Source organism: Rhodococcus sp. NCIMB 12038 (assembly GCF_002165735.1).
GTDB lineage: Bacteria > Actinomycetota > Actinomycetes > Mycobacteriales > Mycobacteriaceae > Rhodococcus_F.
Genome location: NZ_NHML01000021.1, coordinates 39,811 through 64,160, shown reverse-complemented (window position 1 = coordinate 64,160; position 24,350 = coordinate 39,811). Strand labels below are relative to the sequence as shown.

Annotated in this window: 26 protein-coding genes; 9 read left to right on the top strand and 17 right to left on the bottom strand. The window is 68.3% G+C overall.

All coding sequences use genetic code 11. From position 1 onward, the window contains the following. Window positions 1–3 precede the first annotated feature (3 nt). The 4 genes from CA951_RS28470 to CA951_RS28455 all read left to right on the top strand — a co-directional run bounded on the left by CA951_RS28470 (window position 4) and on the right by CA951_RS28455 (window position 4,027). A complete protein-coding gene (locus tag CA951_RS28470) occupies window positions 4–1,326 on the top strand; it encodes a sugar ABC transporter substrate-binding protein (protein ID WP_256974117.1) in 1,323 nt (440 codons plus the stop codon). Between the two features lie 27 nt (window positions 1,327–1,353). After that, a complete protein-coding gene (locus tag CA951_RS28465; protein ID WP_087560027.1) occupies window positions 1,354–2,514 on the top strand; it encodes an enolase C-terminal domain-like protein in 1,161 nt (386 codons plus the stop codon). Window positions 2,515–2,586: 72 nt separating this feature from the next. After that, entirely contained in the window at window positions 2,587–3,384 is a 798-nt protein-coding gene (locus CA951_RS28460) for an IclR family transcriptional regulator (protein ID WP_087560026.1), read from the top strand. 154 nt (window positions 3,385–3,538) lie between these two features. Further along, window positions 3,539–4,027: a hypothetical protein gene (locus CA951_RS28455; protein ID WP_087560025.1), complete on the top strand. Its 489-nt coding sequence runs from the start codon at window positions 3,539–3,541 to the stop codon at window positions 4,025–4,027. Between the two features lie 12 nt (window positions 4,028–4,039). Here CA951_RS28455 and CA951_RS28450 read toward each other — a convergent pair whose 3' ends face one another. From CA951_RS28450 to CA951_RS28440, 3 genes are read right to left on the bottom strand one after another with little or no spacing between them, the layout of a single operon-like run. Beyond that, window positions 4,040–4,717 carry a pyridoxal 5'-phosphate synthase gene (locus CA951_RS28450; RefSeq protein ID WP_087560112.1) on the bottom strand — a complete coding sequence of 226 codons (678 nt, stop codon included), beginning with the start codon at window positions 4,715–4,717 and terminating at the stop codon, window positions 4,040–4,042. Window positions 4,718–4,754: 37 nt separating this feature from the next. Beyond that, entirely contained in the window at window positions 4,755–5,174 is a 420-nt protein-coding gene (locus tag CA951_RS28445) for a glyoxalase/bleomycin resistance/extradiol dioxygenase family protein (RefSeq protein ID WP_179220331.1), read from the bottom strand. A 40-nt stretch (window positions 5,175–5,214) separates the two neighbouring features. Continuing rightward, entirely contained in the window at window positions 5,215–5,691 is a 477-nt protein-coding gene (locus CA951_RS28440; RefSeq protein WP_015889488.1) for a nuclear transport factor 2 family protein, read from the bottom strand. A gap of 406 nt (window positions 5,692–6,097) precedes the next feature. Here CA951_RS28440 and CA951_RS28435 point away from each other — a divergent pair, with 406 nt between their 5' ends. Further along, window positions 6,098–7,594, top strand: coding sequence for an acetyl-CoA acetyltransferase (locus tag CA951_RS28435; protein WP_087560024.1), 1,497 nt, complete (start codon window positions 6,098–6,100; stop codon window positions 7,592–7,594). A 5-nt stretch (window positions 7,595–7,599) separates the two neighbouring features. On the opposite strand, the gene CA951_RS28430 is transcribed toward CA951_RS28435, so the two are convergent. From CA951_RS28430 to CA951_RS28390, 9 genes are all read right to left on the bottom strand, one after another. Then, window positions 7,600–9,384, bottom strand: coding sequence for an ABC-F family ATP-binding cassette domain-containing protein (locus tag CA951_RS28430; RefSeq protein WP_087560023.1), 1,785 nt, complete (start codon window positions 9,382–9,384; stop codon window positions 7,600–7,602). Continuing rightward, window positions 9,384–10,319: a 4-(cytidine 5'-diphospho)-2-C-methyl-D-erythritol kinase gene (locus CA951_RS28425; RefSeq protein WP_072941090.1), complete on the bottom strand. Its 936-nt coding sequence runs from the start codon at window positions 10,317–10,319 to the stop codon at window positions 9,384–9,386. The genes CA951_RS28430 and CA951_RS28425 overlap by 1 nt, the downstream gene beginning before the upstream one ends. 73 nt (window positions 10,320–10,392) lie before the next feature. Continuing rightward, window positions 10,393–11,046 (bottom strand): urease accessory protein UreD, encoded by a 654-nt coding sequence (locus CA951_RS28420; protein ID WP_087560022.1) that lies wholly within the window; start codon window positions 11,044–11,046, stop codon window positions 10,393–10,395. After that, window positions 11,046–11,735: an urease accessory protein UreG gene (ureG, locus tag CA951_RS28415; RefSeq protein WP_087560021.1), complete on the bottom strand. Its 690-nt coding sequence runs from the start codon at window positions 11,733–11,735 to the stop codon at window positions 11,046–11,048. The genes CA951_RS28420 and ureG overlap by 1 nt, the downstream gene beginning before the upstream one ends. A 55-nt stretch (window positions 11,736–11,790) precedes the next feature. Next, window positions 11,791–12,423, bottom strand: a complete 633-nt coding sequence (locus CA951_RS28410) for an urease accessory protein UreF (RefSeq protein ID WP_087560020.1) — start codon at window positions 12,421–12,423, stop codon at window positions 11,791–11,793. Beyond that, window positions 12,423–14,144, bottom strand: coding sequence for an urease subunit alpha (locus CA951_RS28405; RefSeq protein WP_087560019.1), 1,722 nt, complete (start codon window positions 14,142–14,144; stop codon window positions 12,423–12,425). The genes CA951_RS28410 and CA951_RS28405 overlap by 1 nt, the downstream gene beginning before the upstream one ends. Then, a complete protein-coding gene (locus CA951_RS28400; RefSeq protein WP_087560110.1) occupies window positions 14,141–14,455 on the bottom strand; it encodes an urease subunit beta in 315 nt (104 codons plus the stop codon). The genes CA951_RS28405 and CA951_RS28400 overlap by 4 nt, the downstream gene beginning before the upstream one ends. A gap of 8 nt (window positions 14,456–14,463) precedes the next feature. Further along, window positions 14,464–14,766, bottom strand: coding sequence for an urease subunit gamma (locus CA951_RS28395; protein WP_005255454.1), 303 nt, complete (start codon window positions 14,764–14,766; stop codon window positions 14,464–14,466). Between the two features lie 193 nt (window positions 14,767–14,959). Further along, window positions 14,960–15,802 carry a YdcF family protein gene (locus CA951_RS28390; protein WP_087560109.1) on the bottom strand — a complete coding sequence of 281 codons (843 nt, stop codon included), beginning with the start codon at window positions 15,800–15,802 and terminating at the stop codon, window positions 14,960–14,962. A gap of 227 nt (window positions 15,803–16,029) precedes the next feature. Between CA951_RS28390 and CA951_RS28385 the strand changes: the two genes are divergently transcribed. Next, on the top strand, window positions 16,030–16,998 hold the full coding sequence (locus CA951_RS28385; protein WP_087560018.1) for a YafY family protein: 969 nt from the start codon (window positions 16,030–16,032) through the stop codon (window positions 16,996–16,998). 107 nt (window positions 16,999–17,105) lie between these two features. Then, entirely contained in the window at window positions 17,106–17,540 is a 435-nt protein-coding gene (locus CA951_RS28380; protein ID WP_087560017.1) for a hypothetical protein, read from the top strand. A 101-nt stretch (window positions 17,541–17,641) separates the two neighbouring features. Here the strand turns inward: CA951_RS28380 and CA951_RS28375 are convergent, their stop codons facing one another. The 4 genes from CA951_RS28375 to CA951_RS28360 form a co-directional block, all read right to left on the bottom strand. Next, entirely contained in the window at window positions 17,642–17,845 is a 204-nt protein-coding gene (locus CA951_RS28375) for a cold-shock protein (RefSeq protein ID WP_005255446.1), read from the bottom strand. 236 nt (window positions 17,846–18,081) lie between these two features. Further along, window positions 18,082–18,972: a 16S rRNA (adenine(1518)-N(6)/adenine(1519)-N(6))-dimethyltransferase RsmA gene (gene rsmA / locus CA951_RS28370; protein WP_087560108.1), complete on the bottom strand. Its 891-nt coding sequence runs from the start codon at window positions 18,970–18,972 to the stop codon at window positions 18,082–18,084. 10 nt (window positions 18,973–18,982) lie between these two features. After that, the gene (locus CA951_RS28365; protein WP_087560016.1) at window positions 18,983–20,110 is read right to left on the bottom strand and encodes a resuscitation-promoting factor; all 1,128 of its coding nucleotides are present in this window, start codon (window positions 20,108–20,110) and stop codon (window positions 18,983–18,985) included. A 22-nt stretch (window positions 20,111–20,132) separates the two neighbouring features. After that, a complete protein-coding gene (locus CA951_RS28360) occupies window positions 20,133–21,248 on the bottom strand; it encodes a resuscitation-promoting factor (RefSeq protein ID WP_087560015.1) in 1,116 nt (371 codons plus the stop codon). A 240-nt stretch (window positions 21,249–21,488) separates the two neighbouring features. Between CA951_RS28360 and CA951_RS28355 the strand changes: the two genes are divergently transcribed. After that, complete coding sequence (locus CA951_RS28355; RefSeq protein ID WP_373414469.1) at window positions 21,489–22,958, top strand: amino acid ABC transporter substrate-binding protein/permease; 1,470 nt, start codon at window positions 21,489–21,491, stop codon at window positions 22,956–22,958. After that, window positions 22,955–23,725 (top strand): amino acid ABC transporter ATP-binding protein, encoded by a 771-nt coding sequence (locus tag CA951_RS28350; protein ID WP_072941110.1) that lies wholly within the window; start codon window positions 22,955–22,957, stop codon window positions 23,723–23,725. Before CA951_RS28355 ends, CA951_RS28350 begins: the two co-directional genes overlap by 4 nt. Window positions 23,726–23,775: 50 nt before the next feature. On the opposite strand, the gene CA951_RS28345 is transcribed toward CA951_RS28350, so the two are convergent. Next, window positions 23,776–24,216 carry a DoxX family protein gene (locus tag CA951_RS28345; protein WP_087560013.1) on the bottom strand — a complete coding sequence of 147 codons (441 nt, stop codon included), beginning with the start codon at window positions 24,214–24,216 and terminating at the stop codon, window positions 23,776–23,778. Window positions 24,217–24,350: the final 134 nt, after the last annotated feature.

Genomic DNA, 24,350 nt, shown 5'->3' with positions numbered 1-24,350 from the left:
CACATGAACCGGCGAACGCTCCTGCGCTCCACCCTGGTCGGGGCGGCGGCCACGCTCGTGCTCGCCTCCTGCAGTTCCGAGACCTCGCTGCCCGACGGCACCCTCGGTGATCCGAACAACGCCCAGCTCACGTTCTGGGACAACAACGCCGGACCGGACCGCACTCCGCTGTACGAGGAGCTGATCCGCCGGTTCGAGGCCGCGAATCCCGGCATCGACATCCAGTACGTGGGCCTTCCGTCGGACAGCGCCCAGCAGAAGTACCAGACCGCGCTCGCAGGCGGCTCGGCACCGGATCTCGGAATCGTCTCCACCGCCTACCTCGCCCCGCTCGTCGCCCAGGACGCCGTCATCTCACTCGACGACTTCATGGCGGCGTCACCGCAGCGCGACGAGTACGACGCCGGAATTCTCGAGTCGGCACGCGAATCCGGCGGTGGCGAGCATCTGTTCGGTCTCCCGTACACCAGCAACAACGCCACCCTCTGGTACCGCGCCGACTGGTTCGCCGAGGCCGGGATCGAACCGCCGGACACCTACGACGAATTCTTCGAGGCCGCGAAGGATCTGACCGACAAGGACGACGGCCGTTACGGATTCACCATTCGCGGCGGCGCCGGATCGATCTACCCCCTGCTGCAGTACATGTTCGCCAGCACGGGAATCGAGAGTGTCTTCGAAGACGGCGAGTCGACGCTGAACCGTCCCGAGATGGTCGACGCCATCGAACGCTTCGCCGCGCTCTACGACGTCGCCACCCCGACCGCCGACGTCAACAACGGCTTCCCGCAGATGGTCGCGAGCTTCGGCGGCGGATCCGTCGCGATGATGCAGCACAACCTCGGCTCACTGAGCAACCACGAGAAGGCACTCGGCGACAAGGCCGGCGCCGTGGCCCTGCCGCGGAACGAGGACGGAAAGCGCACCGTCATGACCGACCCGTTCCCGTCGTACACCGTCTTCAAGAGCAGCAAGCACCAGGCCGCGGCGTGGAAGTTCCTCGAGTTCATGACGTCCCAGGAATCGCAGGCGTACTGGAACGAGCGGGTCGGGCAGATCCCGGTCAACAAGGCGGCCCGCACGGCCCCGGAGTTCGAGAGCATGCCGTCGGTGCAGGCCGCGCTCGCGGCACTGGACGACCCGAAAACGGTGCTGGTCACGCCGCCGGACTACCTGCCCGACTTCGGCAAGATCGTGCAGGTGCAGATGCTCGGCCAGTGGCAGAAGGTGCTCATCGGGCAGCTCAGCGCGCAGGACTTCGCCGACGACTTCGCCGAGAAGCTCGACCGCTCCATGGCCAAGTACGTTGCCCGCCAGGGTAAATAAGACATTTCGAAGAGGAAGCGAATCATCATGTCCAGCGTGATCACAGAAGTCGCCGTGCAGGTTTTCAAGACGGAGGCACGCACCTCGGTCGACTCGTACGGTCATCGCCATCCCGGCCCGTCCGTGCCGACGACCGGGGCACTCCTGCGGATCACCGACTCCGACGGCGTCAGCGGGTACGTCCTGGGCAAGCCGAACTACCTTCGCCAGGACCAGGTGGAGCAGCATTTCCGGCCCGTCCTCATCGGCTCCGACCCGCTGGCGCGGGAGGCCGCGGACAAGAAGTGGGCGATCCGGCAGCGGACGCGGGCGGTCGAGCTTCCCGAACACACGTGCAGCTATCTGGACCAGGCGCTGTGGGACCTCGCGGGCAACAAGTTCGATACACCCGTGTGGAAACTGCTCGGCGGCGCGCGCACCGAGATCAAGGCGTATGCCAGCACCATGTGCGGGGACGACATCGAAGGCGGCCTCGCCACCCCGGAGGATTACGCGAACTTCGCCGTCGAGCTGAAGAAGCGTGGCTACCAGGGCATCAAACTGCACACCTGGATGCCTCCGCTTCCGGACTCCCCCAGCCTGAGCCGGGACATCGACGCGTGCGCCGCGGTCCGCGACGCCGTGGGCGAGGACTTTTCGCTGATGCTCGACGGGTACCACTGGTACTCACGCACCGACGCCCTGAAACTCGGGCGCGAACTGGACCGGCTGAAGTTCGACTGGTTCGAGGAGCCGATGGACGAGTTCTCGCTGCGCTCGTACAAGTGGCTCGCCGACCAGATCGACACCCCGGTGATCGGGCCCGAGACGACGCCGGGCAGGCACCGGTCCCGTGCCGACTGGATCGCGAACGACGCGTGCGACATCCTGCGCGTCGGGGCCATGAACGGCGGTGGGATCACCCCGGCCCTGAAGACGATGCACATGGCCGAGGGATTCGGTCTCGAGTGCGAGATCCACGGCAACGGCGCACCCAATCTCGCGCTCGTCGGCGCCGCCAACAACGTCCAGTGGTACGAGCGCGGTCTTCTGCACCCGCACGTCGACTACGACTGGGTGCCGCCGCACCTGAAGTCCATCGTCGACCCCGTCGACGAGAACGGCATGGTGGCGATGCCACAGCGACCGGGTCTCGGCGAGGACATCGATCTGGAGTACATCGCGGCCAACCTCGTCGCGGAGTACTGAGTGCGACCCCTCGCCGACGCCGGACCTGGGTCAGTAGGTGATATCGCGTTCAGAATGAGAGATAGTGTCTTCATGGTGACAGAAGACACGCGTGGGGCGGCCCCGGAATCCCAACCGGTCAAGTCCGCCGAACGCACCATCCACATTCTCGAGACGCTCGCCGCGTCGCCGACCCGCATGAGTCTCGGCGAGCTGCAGGAAGCGTGCAAATATCCGCGCTCGAGTCTGCACGCCCTCCTGCGCACGCTCAAGGATCTGCGGTGGATCGAGGCGGACGAGTCGGGTTCGCGCTATGGCATCGGCACCCATGCGCTGCTCACCGGCACGTCGTATCTCGACAAGGATTCGGTCGTGTCGAGGGCGGCGGCGGTGCTCGAGGCGCTCCGGTCGGAAGTCAGCCACACCGTGCACTTCGCGCGACGCGACGAGGAAAGCGTCATCTACCTCGCCAGCCGCGGATCGAAGGTCGAGGTTCGGCGAATGCATCGCGTCGGCCGCAAACTGCCGTGCCACGTCACCGCACTCGGGCAGGCTCTTCTCGCCGAACTCACCACCGGCGAGGTCCGGGAGTTGCTTCCCGCCAAACTCGAACGGTTCACCGACAACACCATCGTCGACCTCGACGACCTCGTCACCGAACTCGGCGAGGTCCGCAACCGCGGGTGGGCCCTCGAACGGGAACAGGGCACGGTCGGCGTGGTGTGCATCGCCACCGTGGTGCCCTACCGGATCCCCGCCACCGACGCCCTCAGCGTGTCCATGCCCGCCGAGGTCGCGTCGTACCCGGGTGAGCTGGAGCGGATCGCCGGTGTGCTGACGAGGCACGCCTCCGCATGGGCCCGGGAATTGCGGGCGGAGGGGGTCCGCTGACGCGGCGCTGCCGAGAGTCCGGCGGCGACAGGGCCGTGTCGTGCGCCGTCGAGGTGTGCGGCCCGCCCGACGCTGCTGGTAGCTTTCAGATCGAATCGAGCACACTGACGGGCTTTGCGCGGTACCCGTTTGGCCACGAGCAGGAAGCGAAACGATGGAGAACGGCATTTCCACGAACGGATCGGGCACGAGCCCGGCGACGGGATCCCCCTTCGCCGAACCGGGCACGGGCGGACTGACCGGCGGCAGCAACGGCAACGGCAAGTCCACGACCAGCTCCGCCGAGACGTTCACCTTCCCGCTGCCCACGCGCAGCTCGGGTTCGCACAGCACCGACGAGCCGGCCGAGTCCTCCGACACGACGGCGTCGCTGGAGTCTCGTGGACGCACCGTCATGCGACGCAACGCGATGGGAGTGGCAGCCGTGCGAGTCGCGGGCCGTCTTGCACACACCGAACTGCTCGAGGAGCACCTCGCGTCGGCGAGCAGTCACTCCGCCGATCCCACCGTGGACGCCGACGAACTGCTGGCGCTGCTCGGCGAGTACCTCGTCGCGGCCGGGTTCGAACGCCCCGAGATCCACGCCAAGCTGAACGGCCAGTCGATCGTCGTCGACCTGCGTTCGCCCTCGACCGCGCGCTGACCCCTGCCGCCGTCAGGGCCACAGCACCTCACGGATCCACCGGTCCGCCTCGCGGCGGTAGAGCCGGCGCACGTGCCTGCGCCCGGCGTCCGCCTGCCAGAACTCGACACTGTCGGGGACGATGCACCATGCCCGCCAGGTCTCCGACACGAAGTCGGGGTCGGCCTCGATGCGGGTCACCGCCGCCTCGACCGCGCGTTCGTAGTCGGCGGGATCGTCCAGCACCTCGCTCTGCCTGCTGGCGGCGGCCACGGCCCGCGCGGTGACCGACCGTTCGCGGAAGTCGCGTGCCGACAGCGCCGGATCGCCCTCGACCACGGTTCCGCGCACCCGCACCTGCCTGCCCTGTTCGCGCCAGTAGAACGACAGTGCCGCAACGGGATTCGCGGCCAGGTCGCGACCCTTCGGCGAGCGGGTGTCGCCCGAGAACCAGAAGCCCTGCTCCGTCACGTCCTTGAGGAGCAGGAAACGCGCGTCCGGATTTCCGTCGGCGTCGACGGTCGACAGCGCAGCGGCGTGCGGTTCCGGAACACCGGCTTCCACGGCCTGCTCGATCCAGTCGAGGAACAGCGCGGTCGGTGAGTCCGGGATCGTGTCGACGGGCGCAGGCGTCGCGCCGCCGAGTGCCGGCAGGGCGCGGATCCAGGCGCGCGTGTCCGGAAACGTCGAGCGGTCGGGTGCAGTCGGCATGTTCGGCATGAGCCGACACTAGCCGCGGCCGGATCGTTCAGTCGGACACGGCCGGCTCGGCAGGACCCACCAGCATCCAGCGATGACCGAACGGATCGATGAGGGTGGCGTTGCGGTGCCCGTGGCCCTCCGAGATCCAGCGTTCGACGGTGCCGCCGGCGTCGCGGGCACCCACCAGCACGGCATCGGGGTCGTCGACGGACAACATCAGGCTGACGGACGTCGAACCGGACTCCGGCGCGGTCAGACCCATCTCGGGGAATTCCTCCGCCAGATAGATCATGCCGGTCGGCAACCGCAGTTCCGCATGACCGACCCGGCCGTCGTCCATGACGATCGGCTCACCCACCACCTGGGCGCCGAACACCTTGGAATACCACTCGATCGCCTCGACACCGCGCCGCACCGTCAGGTACGGCAGCGCGCCGGGAACGGGGACTTCCGGCAACGTCGTCACCTCCCAGTGTCCGTGATGCGTCGAGTCCCAGTGTGCCCCCTCAGGCGGACGCCGGAGGTTGCAACATCGCCCACTTGTTGGAAGTGAGCCGGAAACTCGGGAAATCGGACAGCGCCGCAACCGATTCCCACGTGCGTTCGTATCCGGTGTGCGTGATCCGCCAGTTGCCGTCGGCACACCGAAGGTAACGATCGTGGTAGTAGGCAGACCCGCGCAGCAGCATGCCGTCCTCGGGAATCAGCGTGGTGTCCGCGAGGAACCACACGCCGACAGCGGTGTCGCCGGTGACGGTGATTTCGGGTTGGCCGCACTGATGCTCGGTGATGACGTGTGTCCCGAGGGTGTTCTCGAGGAAGGACACGAACGAGTCACGGGAGTCGAACGTGAGGTATTCGCTGTACGTCGCGGTGACGTCCGGGACCATCGTGTCGGCGAACTCCACCCACGACTTCGTGTCGAGTGCACGTGAGTAACGGTGCTTGAGCTGCTCGATCTGTTTGATCGCTTCGAGATCCATGACCCCCGCCTCCTGTGCAGCGACATGCAAAGCCTGGACTGCAGATTAGTCCGAGAATCTGCAGGTTCGCGTTGGATTCCCCCGTTTTGCCCGGATCATGCATATTCAGGCCGTGATCCGGGACACGAAAAGGTTACGAAATGACTGCATGGCCTGCGCTCCAGCACACACTCCACACTACCTTAGGCAACCCTCACCTGGCAGTAGCGCGGGCCCGAGAGCGCACTCGGAGCCGCGGTCTTCGAATCCCCTTGCCGCACAGCATTTTCAGTAATCGAAGCCGTCGCAGGTCGCGCGGGATGCGCCGACCGCACCGAACCCCGGACGCGATTGCTGTGACCCCGCCTCCACAGATACCTCATCCCGCGCTACCGTGACGCCGAGAGGTCACACGAGAGGGGACTCCATGGATCCGGCCCGTATACCGGTGATCGTCGGTGTCGGCGACGTCCGCTCCGGCCGCGCGGGCGAACCGGCGGGCCCGCGGGAACCGCTCGACCTGATCACCGACGCCGCCCGCGCCGCCATCGTCGACAGCGGATCCCCCGCCCTCGGCTGCCGGATCGACGCGATCCACGCGGTGAAGACCGTCAGCTGGTCGTACGACGACCTCCCCGGACTGCTGGCCGCGCGGTTGACGCTGCCGTCACCGCGGTCGAGCACGTCCCCGATCGGCGGACACTGGCCCGCGGCACTCCTCGACCGGATCGGCGACGACATCGCCGCGGGCCGGTCGTCGGCGGCGCTCCTCGTCGGCGGCGAGGCGCAGGCGACCATGACGGCGCTCCGGAAGTCGGGCACCGATCCCGCGTCGCTGGGCTGGGAGTCGGCGCCGGGCGGCCCGCCCGCGTTCGACCCGGCAGACCTCGGGAGCCCCGCGATGCAGCGCGCCGGGCTGATCGTGCCGACCCGGGTGTACCCGTTGTTCGAGAACCGCGTGGCACACGAGTCGGGTCTCGGCCCCGGCGAGTCGCTGACGGAGTCGGCGCGGATGTATTCGGCGTTCTCCGAACTGGCGGCGAAGAACCCGGTGTCGTGGACGTCCGAGGTGTATTCCGCCAAGGACATTGCCACGGTGGGTCCGGGCAACCGGATGGTGTGCGAACCGTACCCGCTGATGCTCAATGCCATGCCGTTCGTCGATCAGGCCGCTGCGGTGCTGGTGTGCTCGCTGGCCGTCGCCCGGGACCACGGCGTCCCCGAGGACCGCACGGTGTACCTGTGGGGCGGCGCGGGTGCCACCGATCCCGTGGACATACTGAGCCGCAACGGTTTCGGAACTTCGGCGGCGATGACGGACGCGGTGCAGCAGGCGCTGTCGCGGGCCGCGGTCGACGCCTCGGCACTGGACATCGTCGACGCCTACAGCTGCTTCCCGGTGGTGCCGAAGCTCCTGACCCGCACACTCGGCCTGCGCGGCGACGTCGTGCCGAGCGTGACGGGCGGCCACTCCTTCTTCGGCGGCCCCCTCAACAGCTACACGCTGCATTCGATCGCCGAGGTCACCCGCAGGCTGCGGGAGGACGGGGGAACGGCCCTGGTCCACGGCAACGGTGGCTATCTGACGTACCAGCACGTCGTGTTGCTCGCAAGTACCCCGCATCCGGTCGGATACGTCGGCGATCCGGAGCCTGCGCAACTCACAGCGCAGGCACCGGAACTCGTCGCCGGGTACGAGGGCCGAGCCGGCATCGTCACCTCTACGGTGGAGTACGGCCGCGACGGCGCCCCGGCGACGGGTTTCGTCGTCGCGCACACCCCCGACGGCCGGCGTCTCGCCGGACACACGGGCGCCGAGGAGGCGGCCGCGCTGTCCGCCTTCGCGCACACCCCGGCGCGGTCGCCGATCGGGCGGTCCGTGCACGTCACCGATCGCGACGGCGTCCTGTCGCTACGGTTCTGACGGAGCTAGTCCAGCTCGGCGGCCAGCTCCATCCACTGTTCCTCGGTGGCTTCCTTGTCCGCGACGACCTGCTTGAGCTCGGCATCGAGCTTCTGCAGCTTGTCCGGATCGGTGGCGGCCTCCGCCAGCTTCTCGTGCAGCGTCCGTTCGCGGTCGTCCAGCTTCGCGACGGCACGCTCGAGACGCGACAGTTCCTTGCGCGCGGCGCGTTCGGCGGCCCCGTCCCGCACCTGCTTGGGCGCGGACGCACCGGTCGCGGTCGACGCCACCGACGGTGCGCCGGTGTCGACCATCTTCGCCCGCCGACGCAGGTAGTCCTCGATGCCGCCGGGCAGGTTGGTCAGCTTGCCGTCGCCGAACAGCGCCCAGGTGGTGTCACAGATGCGTTCGATCAGGTAACGGTCGTGGCTGATCACGACCATCGTGCCCGCCCAGCCGTCGAGGATGTCCTCGAGTTGCTGCAGGGTGTCGATGTCGAGGTCGTTGGTCGGCTCGTCGAGCAGCAGGACGTTCGGCTCCGACATCAGCACCCGCGTGAGCTGCAGACGGCGACGCTCGCCACCGGACAGGTCACCGACCGGTGTGCGCTGCCGGGCGGGGGTGAAGCCCAGCCGCTCGGCGAGCTGTCCGGCCGACACCTCCTTGTCGCCCAACGTGATCCGCTCGGCGACGTCCTTGACGGCCTCGAGCACCCGCATGTTCGTCGGCAGGTCGTCGAGTTCCTGACGGAGCCAGCCGATGTGCACCGTCTGCCCCTGGATGCGCTTGCCCGACGCCGGCGAGATCTCCCCGGCGAGCGTGCGCAGGAGCGTCGTCTTGCCGGAGCCGTTGACGCCGACCAGACCGACGCGCTCACCGGGCGCCAACCGCCAGGTGAGGTCGTCGACGAGCACCCGCCCGTCCGGCGTCTCCAGGCGCGCGTCCTCGAGTTCGATGACGACCTTGCCGAGCCTGCGTTGCGCGAACGACGCCAGCGCCACGTTGTCGCGGGGCGGCGGGACATCCGCGATCAACGCCTCGGCGGCCTCGATCCGGTACTTGGGCTTGGACGTGCGGGCGGGTGCGCCGCGCCGCAGCCAGGCCAGTTCCTTGCGGGCGAGGTTGCGGCGGCGTTCCTCGGACGCGTCGGCCTGCCGGGAGCGTTCCGCCCGGGCGAAGATCCAGTCGTTGTATCCGCCCTCGTAGCTTTCGACCCTGCCGCCCACCACTTCCCACGTGCGGTTGGCGACGGTGTCCAGGAACCACCGGTCGTGGGTCACGACGACCAGCGCGCTCCGACGGGTGACGAGATGTTCCGCCAGCCACTGCACACCCTCGACGTCGAGGTGGTTGGTCGGCTCGTCGAGCACCAGCAGATCGAGGTCCTGGACGAGCGCGGCCGCCAGCGCGACGCGTCGCCGCTCGCCACCGGACAGTCCGTCGACCGACACCTCCAGACCGAGGTTGTCGATGCCGATGCCGGCCAGGATCGACCGGATGCGGGCGTCGCCCGCCCACTCGTGGTCGGCGACCCCGAGCGGTCCGAGCACCACGTCGCCGACGCTCGAGCCGGGCGGCAGGACGCCACGCTGGGTCACGACCGCCATCCGGAGGCCGCCGACCCGGCTGACACGCCCCGAATCGGGAGCCTCCACCCCGGCGAGCACCTCGAGCATGGTGGTCTTGCCACCGCCGTTGAGGCCGACGACGCCGATGCGTTCGCCTTCCTGCACTCCGAGGGATACCGAATCGAGCAGCGGCTTGATGCCGAAGGACTTCGATACCTGCTCGAGATTGATCAGATTCGCCATCAGTGCGATCCCTCCGCCGCGTCGTTGATTATTCGGGCGCCCGGTACGGGTCCGCTGGCGACTCGCACCGTGCGACACACCCCCGCACCTGCGAGTTCTGCGCTGACCCGGACCGCGGCATCCGCTTCAGCACATAGAAAGGCACAGGTCGGGCCGGACCCGGAGACGATCCCGGCCAGGGCGCCCGCCGCGACACCGGCACGCAGCGTCCGCCGCAGTCCCGGATTCAGCGACAGCGCGGCCGACTGCAGGTCGTTGCCCAGCAACGGGGCCAGCGTCGCGGCGTCGCCCGTCGTGAGGGCGTGCATCAGGTCTTCGGGTCCGCCGAGTCGCGGCGGGTTCCCGTCGGCACGCAGCCGGTCCAGTTCCCGGAACACGGTCGGGGTGCTCAGGCCGCCCTTCGCCAGCGCGAGCACCCAGTGGAACGTGCTGCGGGAGAGCACCGGCAGCAGTCGCTCGCCGCGTCCCGTCCCGACCGCGGTGCCGCCGTGGAGGGAGAACGGCACGTCGCTGCCGAGTTTCGCGGCGAACCCGTCGAGTTCCTCCCGCGACAGGTCGAGCTGCCACAGCGCGTTCAGACCGACCAGCGTCGCGGCGGCGTCGGCGCTGCCGCCGGCCATTCCGCCGGCCACCGGGATGCCCTTGTCGATGGCGATCTCCACGTCGGGACGCCGCCCCGCTTCGGCGGCGAGCATCTCGGCGGCCTGCCACACGAGGTTGCCGCTGTCGGTGGGCACGACGCGGGCGTCCTCGCCGCGGACCTTCACCGACAGCGTCTCCGCCGGGACCACGGACACCGTGTCGCCGAGCGAGAGCGCCTGGAACACCGTCTTCAGCTCGTGATAGCCGTCGTCACGCAGGTCCCCGACGGCCAGATGCAGATTGACCTTGGACGGGGCCCTGACGACGACGGGGCGAGGAACGACGGAAAGCACAAGGGTAGAGCTTAGGCGCTCCCGGTACGGGTGCGGAAATGCGCACCATCACGCACTTTGCCGCTCACCTGCGTCACAGGTGCGGGCCGAGCCGGGTGGTGAGGCTGCCGCCGCGGGCGAGGGGCAGACGCGTCCGCGCCGACCGGATGTCACCTGCGACTTCGGCCGGCCGGTCGTCCGGGTACCGCAGTTCACTGGTGACGGCCGCCGGACCGTCCAGCACGTCGTGTGAGACGGTGCCGACGCCGAGGTCCAACTGGTGCCGGAGCAGCGGCAGGTCTTCGAGATCGGCGTTGGTGATCCCGACCCAGCGTCCCGCGCTCTCCCCCGCCCGCCCGATCTGCACCCGCTCACGCAGCAGGAACGTCGCCGACTCGGCGAGGGACACGGTCGTCTCGACGCGATGCTCCGCGCCGCCCGCGATCACCGTGGGTTCCAGTGCGCAGTCGAGCACCGCGTCGTCCCCGACCTCCACCGACCACTGCGCGGTGGACAGCACCTCAACGCGGCCGGGCAGGGCCAGCGACGCCGCGACGCTGCGCAGCGTCAGCCGGGCCCCCGGCAGCAGCCGGACGGTGATGTCCCAGTGGTCGCCGCCGAGCGGGGTCGCGGCGGTGCCGATCACGTGGACCGTGTCGCGGCCGGTGATCCGGGCCGCCAGTCCCCCGGCCGCGGAGATCCGCGGACTGCGATCGGGGGACGCGAGGATCGTCAGTTCGGTGCGCACTACGGGTGCACGGCGGCGAGCGTGCGCACCTGCTCCCGCACCCATGCCAGCGCCGGTCCGGACGACGGGTCCTCCGTCAACGAGATCAGCGCGGTGGGCCTGCCCTCGCGAACCTGCTCGGCGTCGCGGCGCATCACCCCGAGGTCGGCTCCGACCATCGGTGCGAGGTCGGTCTTGTTGATCACGAGCAGATCCGAGAACGTCACACCGGGACCGCCCTTGCGGGGAACCTTGTCGCCGCCGGCGACGTCGATGACGAAGATCTGCACGTCGATCAGGCCCGAGGAGAACGTCGCGGTGAGGTTGTCGCCGCCCGACTCCACCAGGATCAGATCGAGCGGCGGGTTGGCTGCGATCAGGTCGTCGATGGCGTCGAGGTTGGCGGTGATGTCGTCGCGGATCGCCGTGTGGGGGCAGCCACCGGTCTGCACGGCGGCGATGCGTTCGTCCGGCAGCACGGCGTGGCGGCGCAGGAAGTCCGCGTCCTCGGTGGTGTAGATGTCGTTGGTCAGCACGGCCAGCGACAACTCCTCGCGCAGTTGCCTGCAGAGCGCGGCGACGAGCGCCGTCTTGCCCGACCCGACCGGACCGCCGATCCCGATGCGGACCGGTTCCCCCGCCACCCGGACCCGCCGAGGGCGGTCGTGGTGGTGGTCGTGCGGTTCACCGTCGATGAAATGTGGTGGCATGGTTGATTTCTCCTCACTGGGTGCAGCGGCTGTCACGACTTTGGGTACAACGCTGTCACGACACGAACAGGGGGCGGTCCCGCAGAACGTGCCGTTCGGCGACGACGTCCAGAAACGGGTCGGACACGCTCGCGAGTCCGGTCACGCATCGGTCGGCGATGTCGTCGCACAGGTCGGCCAGCCCGAACGTGCATGCGGCGACCTGCGCGGGATCGAGAGCGAGCAGGCGCTGCGCGGCGATCGCGGACCCGGTCATGGTGGTGTACACGAAGACCAGTGCCGCCTCCCGCGGTCCGACCCCGGTGACGGCTCCGACCATGCCCGACACCACCGGCAGGTGCGGGCGCGGCCCGAGCGGCGACCAGTCGTTTTCGGGCCACGTGGTGCGGGCCAGCCGCAGCAGGCCCCGTCCCTGCGCCCGCGAAGACGACCGCGCCGCCGGGGACGGGGTGCGCGCGTCCATCTCGGCGTGGGCTCGTTCGGCGGTGAGCCCGCCCGCGCACACCGCCGCGGTGACCGATCCCCCGACGAGCCCGGCGGTCCGGATCCGACGTCGCAGGAACGCTTCCGTCGTAGCGACATCGCGGACGACACCGGCGGCGACGGCCTCCTCGATGCCGCCCGAATGCACGTGCCCGCCCGTGGGCAGCCTCGAGTCGGCGAGCGACATCAGGTGAGCGAGGCGCATCAGAACAGGAAGTAGCGCTGGGCCATGGGCAGTTCCGCCGCCGGCTGCTCTTCCCACACCTCGCCGTCGATGCGGACGGTGAACGTGTCGGGGTCCACCTCGATCCGCGGCTGCGCGTCGTTGCGCGGCATGTCGGCCTTGCCCCGCGACCGCACGTTCGCGACCGGCACCAGCCGCCGGTTCAGGTCCAGCCGATCCGCCAGTCCGTCCTCGAGGGCGTGCGGCGCGACGAAGTGCACGGACGTGGCGGCCGCGGCCTTGGGGGCCGCCCCGAACATGGGGCGCGGAAGCACCGGCTGCGGAGTCGGTATGGACGCGTTGGCATCACCCATCGCGGCCCACGCGATCATCCCGCCCTTGATCACCGCGTGCGGCCGGACCCCGAAGAACGCCGGATCCCACAGCACCAGGTCGGCGAGTTTGCCGACCTCGACCGACCCGATCTCGTCCTCCAGCCCGTGCGCGACGGCGGGGCAGATCGTGTACTTCGCGACGTAGCGCTGGACGCGCTGGTTGTCGGCGCCGGCGTCGCCGGGCAGGAAACCCCGCCGGCGCTTCATCACGTGCGCCGTCTGCCAGGTGCGCAGCACGACCTCGCCGATCCGTCCCATCGCCTGCGAGTCGCTACCGATCATGGAGATGGCGCCGAGGTCGTGCAGCAGGTCCTCCGCCGCGATGGTGGACGGCCGGATGCGGCTCTCGGCGAACGCCAGGTCCTCCGGGATCTTCGGGCTCAGGTGATGGCACACCATGAGCATGTCGAGGTGCTCGTCGAGGGTGTTCACGGTGTGCGGCCGAGTCGGATTGGTCGAACTCGGCAGGACGTTCGGGTGCGCGGCCACCGTGATGATGTCCGGTGCGTGACCGCCGCCGGCCCCTTCCGTGTGATAGGCGTGGATCGCACGTCCGGCGATCGCCGCGAGCGTGTCCTCGACGAAACCCGCCTCGTTCAACGTGTCCGAGTGCAGCGCCACCTGCACCCCCGCGGCGTCCGCGACGGTGAGGCACGCGTCGATGGCAGCCGGGGTCGAACCCCAGTCCTCGTGCAGCTTGAATCCGGAGACGCCGCCGCGCAACTGCTCCCACATCGACTCGGAGCTGACCGTGTTGCCCTTGCCGAGCAGGGCGATGTTCATCGGCCAGCCGTCGAGTGCCTCCAGCATCCGGGCGGTGTGCCAGGAACCGGGGGTGACGGTGGTGGCCTTGCTGCCCTCGGCGGGGCCCGTGCCGCCGCCGATCATCGTCGTGATGCCGCCACCCAGCGCCTCGTCCATGATCTGCGGGCAGATGAAGTGCACGTGGCAGTCGATACCGCCTGCGGTGAGGATCTTGCCGTTCCCGGCGATGATCTCGGTGGACGGTCCCACCACGAGATCGGGGTGCACGCCCGACATCGTGTCGGGGTTGCCCGCCTTGCCGAGCGCCACGATGCGCCCGTCCCGAATACCGACGTCCGCCTTGATGATTCCCCAGTGGTCGACCACCACCACCCCGGTGATCACCGTGTCGGGTGCGCCCTCGGCGCGCGTCGCGCGACCCTGACCCATGGACTCGCGCAACACTTTTCCGCCACCGAACACCGCTTCGTCGCCGGCCAGTCCCGGACCGCCGCTGCGGTCCTCGGTGATCTCGATCAGAAGGTCGGTGTCGGCAAGCCGGATGCGGTCGCCGGTCGTGGGACCGAACAGCTCCGCGTACCGTGCGCGGCTGAGATCGGTCACGACGCGTCCAGCTTTCCGGGAGGAGTGAGGCTCAGCCCGTGCACTTCCCGGGTTCCGCGCAGCGGCACGAGTGAAACCGTCTGCGCGATACCCGGTTCGAAACGCACCGCGGTGCCCGCGGGAATGTCCAGCCGCAGCCCGTGGGCGGCGGAACGGTCGAACCGCAGGGCGTGGTTGGCCTGCGGAAAATGAACGTGACTACCGACCTGCACCGGCCGGTCACCGGTGTTGACCACCGCGAGTTCCGTGCGGGGAGAACCCTCGTTGAGCTCGATCACGCCCTCGGCGCAGAAGACTTCACCTGGAATCACGGTCACCCCTACGCGATCGGATCGTGGACGGTGACGAGTTTCGTGCCGTCCGGAAAAGTGGCCTCCACCTGCACGTCGTGCAGCATCTCCGGGACACCCTCCATCACGTCGGCACGGGTGAGCACCTCCCGGCCGGACACCATCAGCTCCGCCACCGACCGGCCGTCGCGGGCCCCCTCGAGGATGTGATCCGTGATGAGGGCCACGGCCTCCGGGTGGTTCAGCACGAGTCCGCGTTGCCGGCGCCTGCGCGCGAGTTCCGCGGCATAGCTCAGGAGCAGACGCTCCTGCTCGTGGGGCGACAAGCGCATGTGTCCTCCTGCGGTCGGTGCGTCGCAATACTGCCACGAACTGCACTCTGCCACCGCCCGCGCCCGGAACGGCTGCCGTTCTCACCGCGGAAACACGCGTGACACGAACCCGTCACAGCGCAGTCCTAGCGTCTCCCCATGACCGACTTCCCCGCCGCCCATCCCCCATTCGACGGGGCGACGCGTAGTCCCGTCAATAGCCGGCGGGGATGCCGAACACCCTGATCGCGTCGCGGTACATGCCGAGTTGCTGATCCTTGGTCAGGGGCATGAATTCGGCGATCAGCTGACCGGCACTGGTGACCGCGCTCATCGCCCCGACCACCGGCAGTCCGGCGACGTTGAAATCGACCGTTGCCCTGCGGATATGATTCGCCGACGTCACGATGATCGCGCCGCCCGCACCGAGCGAGCGGGCGAGCGGAACCGAGTTGAGCGCGTTGCCCACCGTCGATCCGGCACGATGCTCGGGGTGGATGCGCTGTGCAGGCACACCGTGCGCCTGCAACCATCCCTGCATCGCGGCCGCCTCCGTGATGCCGTTCTGCGGGTTGCCGCCGGTGACGATGATCGGCGACATCGGCGAGACCCACGACTGCACCATCGCGGCCTGCAGGCGGTTGACCAATTCCGGACGCATCGTGCCGTCGGGGAGCAGACCGAACCCGAGGACGATGATCGCGGTGGACGGTCCCTGGATTGCCGGAAGCGGGTTCGGGGGCGTGAACGAGGCAATTCTGATCGCGTTCAGCATCCCGTCGACGCCGGCGCGCATACCGCCGTCCGCCGCGCCCAGCCGGGCGAGCGCGGCCTCACGGGTGATCAGATCACCGGCGGCGTCGGCGTAGATGGCCTGTAACGCCAGCGCGTTCGTGTCGCCGGGCTCGCCGGCGACGGCGCCGCCGATGTCCGCGAGGGCACCGCGGGTGTCCCCCGCGGCGAATCTGCCCTGCGCGCTGTTGAAGAGGTCGGCCGCCGAGGCTGACGCCGTCGCGGTGGTCGAGACCGCCAGCGCCAGGCAGAAGGCGGTGGTCATGACTGCGGCGAGCAGCCCCCTGACCGCCGAAGAGATGGATCGAGCACGGAAGTGCGTCACGCTGAGACCTTTCCGTCGGATTTTCACGAAATACCTATGCGATGGTCCGTGGAGCGTCGGCGCCAGTGTAGTGACACTCGTGGGGCTGGTGGGGCAATCGTTACTTACCGTTATCTCCCGCCGATAGAGGACAGAAGATGTCCTCTATCGATGGCATCCTGAGGTGCATGCGGGAAACTTCGGCACGACTCCTCCGGCTGCTCTCCCTGCTCCAGACCCGAAAAGACTGGTCCGGGGCAGAACTCGCCGACCGGCTCGGCATCACCGCTCGCACCGTCCGGCGAGATGTGGAGAAACTCCGCGACCTCGGCTATCCGGTCGACGCGACGGTCGGGGTCGGCGGTGGGTACCAACTCGGCGCCGGCGCGGAAATGCCGCCCCTGCTACTCGACGACGAAGAAGTGCTGGCCGTCGCGCTCGGCCTTCAATCCGGCGCGACCGGATCCGTGGTCGGCATCGGAGAGGCGTCGATGCGGGCACTCACCAAACTCCGGCAGGTAATGCCGTCCCGCCTGCGGCACCGCCTCGAGGCACTGCAGGTCGACGTCGTCCACCGCGAGCCCGCGAAGAGCGCCGTCGACGCCCGGGTCCTCTCTGCCGTCGCATCGGTGTGCCACAACCACGAACGACTCCGGTTCGACTACCGTACCCACGACGGCACCGAGAGCCGCCGCGAAGTGGAGCCGTACCGGCTCGTGCGCTCCGGACTGCGCTGGTACCTCGTCGCCTGGGACGTCGCCCGCGCCGACTGGCGGTCGTTCCGGGTGGACCGACTGACACCCAGGATCCCGACGGGACCGCGATTCGCACCCCGCGAACTGCCGCCCGGCGGCGCCGCCGAGTTCGTCGCACGCGGAATCAACCGGGCAGTCACCCGGATCCGCGCACGGGTGCTGCTGCACGCGTCGATCGACGACATGGCGGTCCTGGTGCACGAAGACTGGGGAACTCTCGAAGAAATGCCCGACGGACAGTGTGCGGTGGCGCTCGGCGGCGACTCCGTGCCGTCGATAGCCAACTGGCTCAGCGCATTCGGCGTCGACTTCACCGTCCTCGACCCCCCTGAGCTGCGCGAAGAGTGCCGACGGGTGGGTGAGCGTCACCGCCTCTTCGCCGACCGCTACGGTAACGCCTGACCGAGACGCCGTTCAGCCGTCACCGCGGACCGAAAATCCCGTGGAACCGAACGGTCCTGCGCGGCGTCCAACCAGGTGACGACAACGAAAGGTCGGGGTAGTCGGGGATGCAGCACACGATTGTCGAGGAGGGGCGCGCGCGGGCGCCCGCGGGGGCGGGACCAATCGGGAAAGTGCTCGTCGGGGGCCATCTGGCACTCGGTGGCGCCACCGTCGTGATCATGGCGTTCTCGTTGGCGTTCGTGTGCACCCTGGACAACGGAACTCAGCCGTGGACGTGGCCGGGAAGGTATTCGACGGCCTGGTTCGTCGCCGCCGCCATCGTCTCCACCACGCTGTGGGCGCTCTTCGTGACGGGAACGGTGATCTTCTCGTCGAGACCCCGGCGGGCACTCGGAACGGCCACGTTCTTCGTCGCCGCGGCCCTCGGAGCCGCTGCGGTGATCGGGTTGTTCGGGCCGTCGGAGAGTTCGGCGCTGCAACTCTGGCTGGTCTGCGCCATGAATCTCGGGTACCAGGCCGCGCACCTCAGATCGGCGTAGCAGCGCGACGGTGTGTGAAGACGAGACAAGGCCCCACTCCGTGACGAGTGGGGCCTTGCTCGAACGTCATGTCCCGGCGAACCGGGAAGTCATGGCCGTTCTCAGATCAGGGTGACGCCGGTGGCCTGCGGGCCCTTGTTGCCCTGGCCGATCTCGAACGAAACACGCTGATTCTCCTCGAGCGTGCGGAAGCCGCCGCTCTGGATCTCCGAGTAATGGACGAACACGTCAGCGCTGCCGTCCTCGGGGGCGATGAAGCCGAACCCCTTCTCGGAGTTGAACCACTTCACGATGCCCTCTGCCATGTAAATCTCCTCTAACACAGTAACTTCTTCAGGTAACCGGCTCGGTTACCAGGGTCATTGACACGACCGTCTACGACAATTCCTGTGGAGGACGTCCAAACGCTCGCAACCATCGATTTGCGAGCGTGGGAAACACAAACACAAAACTTACGACCTCCAATAGTGAACCACACATCTGGTCGGTTGTCTCCCCCGGGCCCGTGAGTACTTGTTAACGGCCGGCGGTTGAGAAGTACTCACGGGTGGGTGGCGGCGAGACGCACGAACGCCGCGGCGTCGAGGGTCTCCCCGCGGGCGGACGGTGGGATGCCGGCCTCGAGCAGTCGTCGCTCGGCCTCGGCGGGCGATCCCGCCCATCCGCCGAGCGCGGCTCGTAAAGTCTTGCGGCGCTGAGCGAAAGCCGCATCGATGACGGCGAACACGCGGCGGCGGTGCTCGTCGTCGACGGGCCACGGCGGTTCGGCGTAGCGGTCGACGCGGACGAGACCCGACTCGACCTTCGGAACGGGCCAGAACACCGCCCGGCCGACCGCACCGGCGCGGCGGACGGCACCGAAGAAGTTGGCCTTCACACTCGGCACGCCGTAGATCTTGCTGCCCGGGGACGCCGCCAGGCGGTCGGCGACCTCGGCCTGCACCATCACCAGCGCGGTTCGCAGGCTGGGCAGTTCGGCGAACAGGTGCAGCAGCACGGGCACCGCCACGTTGTACGGCAGATTCGCGACGAGTGCCGTGGGTTCGCCGGGGATCTCGGACGGCGCGACCCGCATCGCGTCCGCGCCGACGACGGTCAGCCGGTCGGCGAGTTCCGGGGCACGGTCGGCGACCGTGACCGGGAGCCGGGCGGCGAGGTTGGGGTCGATCTCGACGGCGATCACCTTGTCGACGACGTCGAGCAGCGCCAGCGTCAGCGAACCGAGCCCGGGGCCGACCTCGAGGACCGTGTCCTCGCGTCCCACTCCGGCGGTCGCGACGATGCGCCGGACCGTGTTGGCGTCGTGCACGAAGTTCTGCCCCAACTGCTTGGTGGGGCGCACGCCGAATTCCTCGGCTAACGCACGCACTTCGGCGGGGCCGAGCAGTGCGGCCTGACCTCGAGCGGCGGGGGGTACTTCGGCGTCGGACACCAACCGAACTTTAACGCACGCCGAGCCTGCCCGAGCACGTCGGCCACGCTCCCCAGCCCTGCGTCCGCTGCGTCTGCGACGCGATGGCGATCTGCTCCTCGCGGGACGCGAGGTCGGCGCGCGGCGCGTACTTGAGGCCGCCCTGACGCTCCCACGTGTTCTGGTCGAACTGGACGCCGCCGAAGAATCCGTTGCCGGTGTTGATGGCCCAGTTGCCGGTGGCCTCGCACTGCGCGAGAGCGTCCCAGACCGAACCGTTCTCGACGGGCGGCACCTCGGTGCCCGGCTTCGCGCCGACGCGGATCACCTTCGGCTGCGCAGGCGTCGTGACCGTCGCGGACACCTGGTTGCGTCCGACTTCCTCGCCGTTGACGGTATTGACCGCGAACGTGACGTCCTGGACGCCGGGCGCTCCTTGACTCTCGACCACGGTGCGGCTCTTGTTCATCGTCGGGTCCTCGACCCGCTGTTCCTCCGGAGCCAGCGGCAGCGTCTCGACCTTCGTCTCGGTGCGGTCACGGGTGACCGTGACGTCCATCCCCTCGGTCAGCGGAGTGTCCGCGGCCGGGACGACGGTGTCGGCCTGCTCGAGTGGCGCGCCGTGCGCGGCCAGGAAGTCCCCGACCGTCGGCGCGGCCATGCGGACGTCGGCGACCGGAAGCGCACCGTCGGCGAGCTTGACGACGAGCGGGTTGAGCACGTCGAGTGCGGCGCCGTCGAGCGGAAGTCGCTGCGAACGGGACGCGGACACGTGCACGTCCTCCCCGAGATCGAACTGCTTCAGCGCGTCCTCGACGGTGAGCGCGGTGGTCCACACCGTCTTGGGCTGCCCGTCCACGGTCAGCGACACCTCGCGCGCGCGGCGCAGGACCACGGTGTCCCCGTCGGACAGGGTCGCGTCGCGTTCCGGCGCCACCACGTCGCGGTCGGTGACCGAGTACCCGGCGTCGGCCAGGGCGGCATCGACGCTCGTGGTCATGGTGCTCAGCGAGATCGTCTCGCCGTCCACGTCGAGGGTGACGTTCTTGTGCCGGACCACGGCCATCACTCCGCCGGCGATCAGCGTGGCGAGAAGCAGGGCCACCACGGTGTACAGCAGTGGCGAGCGAGCCGAGTTGATCTTCGCGAAGGGTGACATCGGGTTCCTTTACTTCAGATCGTCAGCGGAGTCCGAGCTTGCTGGTGCAGGCGGGCCAGGCGCCCCAGCCCTGCGCCGCCTGGACCTTCTCGGCGACGGAGATCTGCTGTTCGCGGGAGGCGAGGTCGGCGCGGGAGGCGTACTGGGTTCCGCCGAACGCCTCCCAGGTGCTCTGGGTGAACTGCAGTCCGCCGAAGAATCCGTTGCCGGTGTTGATGGCCCAGTTGCCGGTGGCCTCGCAGTGCGCGATCGAATCCCAGGTGGAGGCGTTGGAGATGGCGAGTTCCTTCACGCCGACCTTGACGAGCGCGGGCGCCGGCTCGCGGAGCACCTGCGAGCTGAGTTCCTGGCGTCCGGCCTCGACACCGTTGACCGTCTTCACGGAAGCGGTGACGGTGCGCTCGCCGGGAACGCCGGGGTTTTCGACGACGGTCTTGCCCTTGTCCAGAGCGGGATCGTCGACGCGGTTCTCGGGCGGCGCGATCGGCAGCGTCTCGGTGCGGGTCTCGGTGCGGTCGCGGGTCACGTGGATCTCGGCGCCTTCGACGACGGGGGCGTCGGCCGGGGGCACGACGGTGTCGGCCTGCTCGAGCGGGGCGCCGTTGGCGGCGAGGAGTTCGCCGACGGTGGGGGCGGCGAGGCGGACGTCGGTGAGCGGGGCGCCGCCGTCGGCGACCTTGACGAGCTTGGCGTTGACGACCTCGAGCGAGGTGCCCTCGAGCGGCAGACGCTCGGAGCGGGACGCCGAGACGTGGACGTCGTCGGCGAGTTCGAACTGCTTCAGCGCGTCGTCGACGGTGAGCGCGGTGGTCCACACGGTCTTGGGCTGCCCGTCGACGGTGAGGTCGATCTCGCGGGCACGCCGCAACACCACCGTGTCGCCGTCGGAGAGCGACGCGTCGGCCGCGGGAGCGACCGCGTCACGTTCGCCGACGGTGTATCCGGCGTCGTCGAGCGCGCCGCTGACATCTGAGGCCATCGTGCCGAGCGAGATCGTCTCGCCGTCGATGTCGAGCGTGACGGTCTTATGCCGTGCCACTGCCAACGCACCGACCACGACGAGCGTCGCGAGCAGTGCCGCGACGACTACGTAGAGAAGGGGCGATTTGGCGTTGTTGATTCTGGCTAGAGGCGACACATGAATTCCCAAGGCTGGCGGACGATTGATCACGGTACGGTAACGAATCGGCGATGGTCTGGCAACTTTGCCGCTACGACCTGCGTCCTAGATCACGAAAAGGTTGAGATCGGGGACGGTTTTCGCTTTACCGTCATCAATCGCTTCTGGTCCGGACCACCCTCGAAACGCAGTATCTTGCGACATGCACCAAGAAGCCCGGAAGCGACCGGGCATTACCGACAAGAAAGCTGGGGTTCCGTGCGCAGCAGATCCGATCGACTTCTGAGACTCGTCAGACGTCCGAGAGTGCCCGCGGTGATCGCCGCGCTGACGCTGCTCGTCACACTCGTCGCGCCCGGGATCGCCGGCGCGCAGCAGCCCGCTGCGGGCAACGACTACACCATCGCCACCGACATCACGTTCGCCCCGTTCGAGTTCCAGGACGAGAGCGGCAAGCTCGTCGGCATCGACATGGACCTCCTCGCCGCCATCGCCGAGGACCAGGGGTTCACTTACCGGGTCAACGCCGTCGGATTCGACGCCGCACTGCAGGCGGTCACCGGCGGCCAGGCCAACGGCATGATCGCCGGCATGTCGATCACCGACGCCCGCAAGGCGACGTTCGACTTCTCCGACCCGTACTTCGAATCGGGTGTGCAGATGGGCGTGCTCGAGTCCAACGACTCGATCACGTCGTACGAGGACCTGCGCGGCAAGTCCGTCGCCGTCAAGAACGGCACCGAGGGCGCCACGTATGCGGAGTCCATCAAGGACCAGTACGGGTTCACCACCAAGTACTTCGCCGACTCGTCGAGCATGTTCGACGAGGTCCGCACGGGTAACTCGGTGGCCGTGTTCGAGGACTACCCCGTCCTCGCCTACGGCATCAAGCAGGGCAACGGGTTCAAGACCGTCACCGACAAGGTCCCCGGCGCCAGCTACGGGTTCGCCGTCGCGAAGGGCCAGAACGCGCAGCTCCTCCAGGAGTTCAACACCGGTCTCGCCAACGTGAAGGCGAGCGGCAAGTACGACGAGATCCTCGACACCTACCTCAACGCCGACGCCTCCGACGACGACAACTCGATCCTCGGCCTGATCAAGAGCACCTACCCGCTGCTGCTCGAGGGGCTGTGGCTGACGATCGTCCTGACCGTGGTCTCGATCGCCATCGCGCTCGTGCTCGGCGCGATCTTCGGCCTGTTCCGGGTGTCGACCAATATCGTCCTGCGCGGCATCGGTACCACCTACGTGGACGTGTTCCGCGGAACTCCGCTGCTGGTGCAGGCCTTCTTTATCTACTTCGGCATCCCGGCGGCGCTGGACTTCCAGATGTCGGCGTTCACCGCGGGCATCATCACATTGAGCCTCAACGCAGGCGCCTACATGGCCGAGATCGTGCGCGGCGGCATCCTGTCCGTGGACAAGGGCCAGATGGAAGCGTCCCGGAGCCTCGGCATCAGCTACCTGAAGTCGATGCAGAAGGTCGTGATGCCGCAGGCCGTGCGGACGATGATCCCGTCGTACATCAACCAGTTCGTGATCACGCTGAAGGACACGTCGATCCTGTCCGTGATCGGACTCGCCGAGCTCACTCAGACCGGGCGGATCATCATCGCCCGCAACTTCCAGTCCTTCAACATGTGGCTGATCATCGGCGTGATGTATTTCATCATCATCATGGCGTTGACGAAGCTGTCGAACCGGCTCGAAAAGAGGATCAACAAGTGACCGAGACACCGGTGACGGACAACAAGGCCGAGGCAGCGGACCCGAAGATCCGGGTGAAGGGCCTGAAGAAGTCGTTCGGCGACAACGAGGTACTCAAGGGCATCGACGTCGACATCGCGAGCGGCGAAGTGGTGTGCGTGATCGGGCCGTCCGGCTCCGGCAAGAGCACGTTCCTGCGCTGCCTCAACCGGCTCGAGGACATCACCGGCGGCAACGTCGTCGTCGACGGCTTCGACGTGAGCAATCCCAAGATCGACATCGACCGGGTGCGCCAGCACATCGGGATGGTGTTCCAGCACTTCAACCTGTTCCCGCACATGACGGCGATCGAGAACGTGATGCTCGCGCCCGTGCAGACCAAGCGGGCCTCCAAGGAGGAGGCGCGGGCGACGGCCGTGCGGTTGCTCGAGCAGGTCGGGCTGGCGGAGAAGGCGGACGCGAAGCCGGCGAATCTGTCGGGTGGGCAGAAGCAGCGCGTCGCGATCGCGCGGGCCCTGGCGATGAGCCCGGACATCATGCTGTTCGACGAGGCCACCAGCGCGCTGGACCCCGAGATGGTGGGCGAGGTGCTGCAGGTGCTGCGCGACCTCGCAAAGGGCGGCATGACGATGGTCGTGGTCACCCACGAGATGGGCTTCGCCCGCGAGGTATCCGACCGGGTGATCTTCATGGCCGACGGTTACGTGGTGGAGGAGGGAACTCCGGAGCAGATCTTCGGCGACCCGCAGCAGTCCCGCACCCAGGACTTCCTGAACAAGGTCCTCTGACACGTGAGCGGCGAAGCGTGCCGGGGCACACTTCGCCGCTCACCTGGGGGTCAGACGGTGGCGGGTTCCTTCGCGGCCCACGGCAGCTTGTCGCCGAGCAGTCCGTCGACACCGAAGCGACCCGATCCGACCACGGCGAGCAGCAGCGACGCGACGCCGAGCGCCAGGACCAGTTCGTAGCCGCCGTCGCTCGCGAAGATGCCCTTGTCGACGTGGGCGATGAAGAACGCGCCGACCATGTCGAGGAACAGCAGGATCCCGAAGACCGGGACTGCGGCGCCGACGATGAGCGCGAGGCCGCCGATGACCTCGAGCCAGGTCACGACGAACGCCGAGACGCCGGGGAGCGGCACTCCCATGGCCTCGAAGCCTGCGGTCTGGCCTGCGTGGCCGTTGGTGAACGCCTTCTGCCAGCCGTGGGCGAGGAAGATGACGCCGATACCCAGTCGGGCGACGAGAATTCCCAGGTTCCGAACTGCGGGGTTGTTCATGGATGCGCCTTTCATCGAGGTGTCCCCGCGCGACCGGGACGACCATTGGTTGAACAGGCAACGATCCTAAGTTCTCTAAGTTGAAACTTCAACTTAAGGCCTGCGGCCCTGTGCGCGCCCGACGAGTCCAGGGA

Coding starts and splice junctions, on each gene's coding strand:
- CA951_RS28410 (WP_087560020.1), bottom strand. CDS start 12,423: ATGCGCCTCGCTCACCTGATGTCGCTCGCCGACTCGAGGCTGCCCACG.
- CA951_RS28455 (WP_087560025.1), top strand. CDS start 3,539: ATGGAGAACGGCATTTCCACGAACGGATCGGGCACGAGCCCGGCGACG.
- CA951_RS28430 (WP_087560023.1), bottom strand. CDS start 9,384: ATGGCGAATCTGATCAATCTCGAGCAGGTATCGAAGTCCTTCGGCATC.
- CA951_RS28435 (WP_087560024.1), top strand. CDS start 6,098: ATGGATCCGGCCCGTATACCGGTGATCGTCGGTGTCGGCGACGTCCGC.
- CA951_RS28440 (WP_015889488.1), bottom strand. CDS start 5,691: ATGGATCTCGAAGCGATCAAACAGATCGAGCAGCTCAAGCACCGTTAC.
- CA951_RS28390 (WP_087560109.1), bottom strand. CDS start 15,802: ATGACCACCGCCTTCTGCCTGGCGCTGGCGGTCTCGACCACCGCGACG.
- ureG (WP_087560021.1), bottom strand. CDS start 11,735: ATGCCACCACATTTCATCGACGGTGAACCGCACGACCACCACCACGAC.
- CA951_RS28385 (WP_087560018.1), top strand. CDS start 16,030: ATGCGGGAAACTTCGGCACGACTCCTCCGGCTGCTCTCCCTGCTCCAG.
- CA951_RS28345 (WP_087560013.1), bottom strand. CDS start 24,216: ATGAACAACCCCGCAGTTCGGAACCTGGGAATTCTCGTCGCCCGACTG.
- CA951_RS28380 (WP_087560017.1), top strand. CDS start 17,106: ATGCAGCACACGATTGTCGAGGAGGGGCGCGCGCGGGCGCCCGCGGGG.
- CA951_RS28460 (WP_087560026.1), top strand. CDS start 2,587: ATGGTGACAGAAGACACGCGTGGGGCGGCCCCGGAATCCCAACCGGTC.
- CA951_RS28470 (WP_256974117.1), top strand. CDS start 4: ATGAACCGGCGAACGCTCCTGCGCTCCACCCTGGTCGGGGCGGCGGCC.
- CA951_RS28375 (WP_005255446.1), bottom strand. CDS start 17,845: ATGGCAGAGGGCATCGTGAAGTGGTTCAACTCCGAGAAGGGGTTCGGC.
- CA951_RS28395 (WP_005255454.1), bottom strand. CDS start 14,766: ATGCGCTTGTCGCCCCACGAGCAGGAGCGTCTGCTCCTGAGCTATGCC.
- CA951_RS28450 (WP_087560112.1), bottom strand. CDS start 4,717: ATGCCGACTGCACCCGACCGCTCGACGTTTCCGGACACGCGCGCCTGG.
- CA951_RS28465 (WP_087560027.1), top strand. CDS start 1,354: ATGTCCAGCGTGATCACAGAAGTCGCCGTGCAGGTTTTCAAGACGGAG.
- CA951_RS28365 (WP_087560016.1), bottom strand. CDS start 20,110: ATGTCACCCTTCGCGAAGATCAACTCGGCTCGCTCGCCACTGCTGTAC.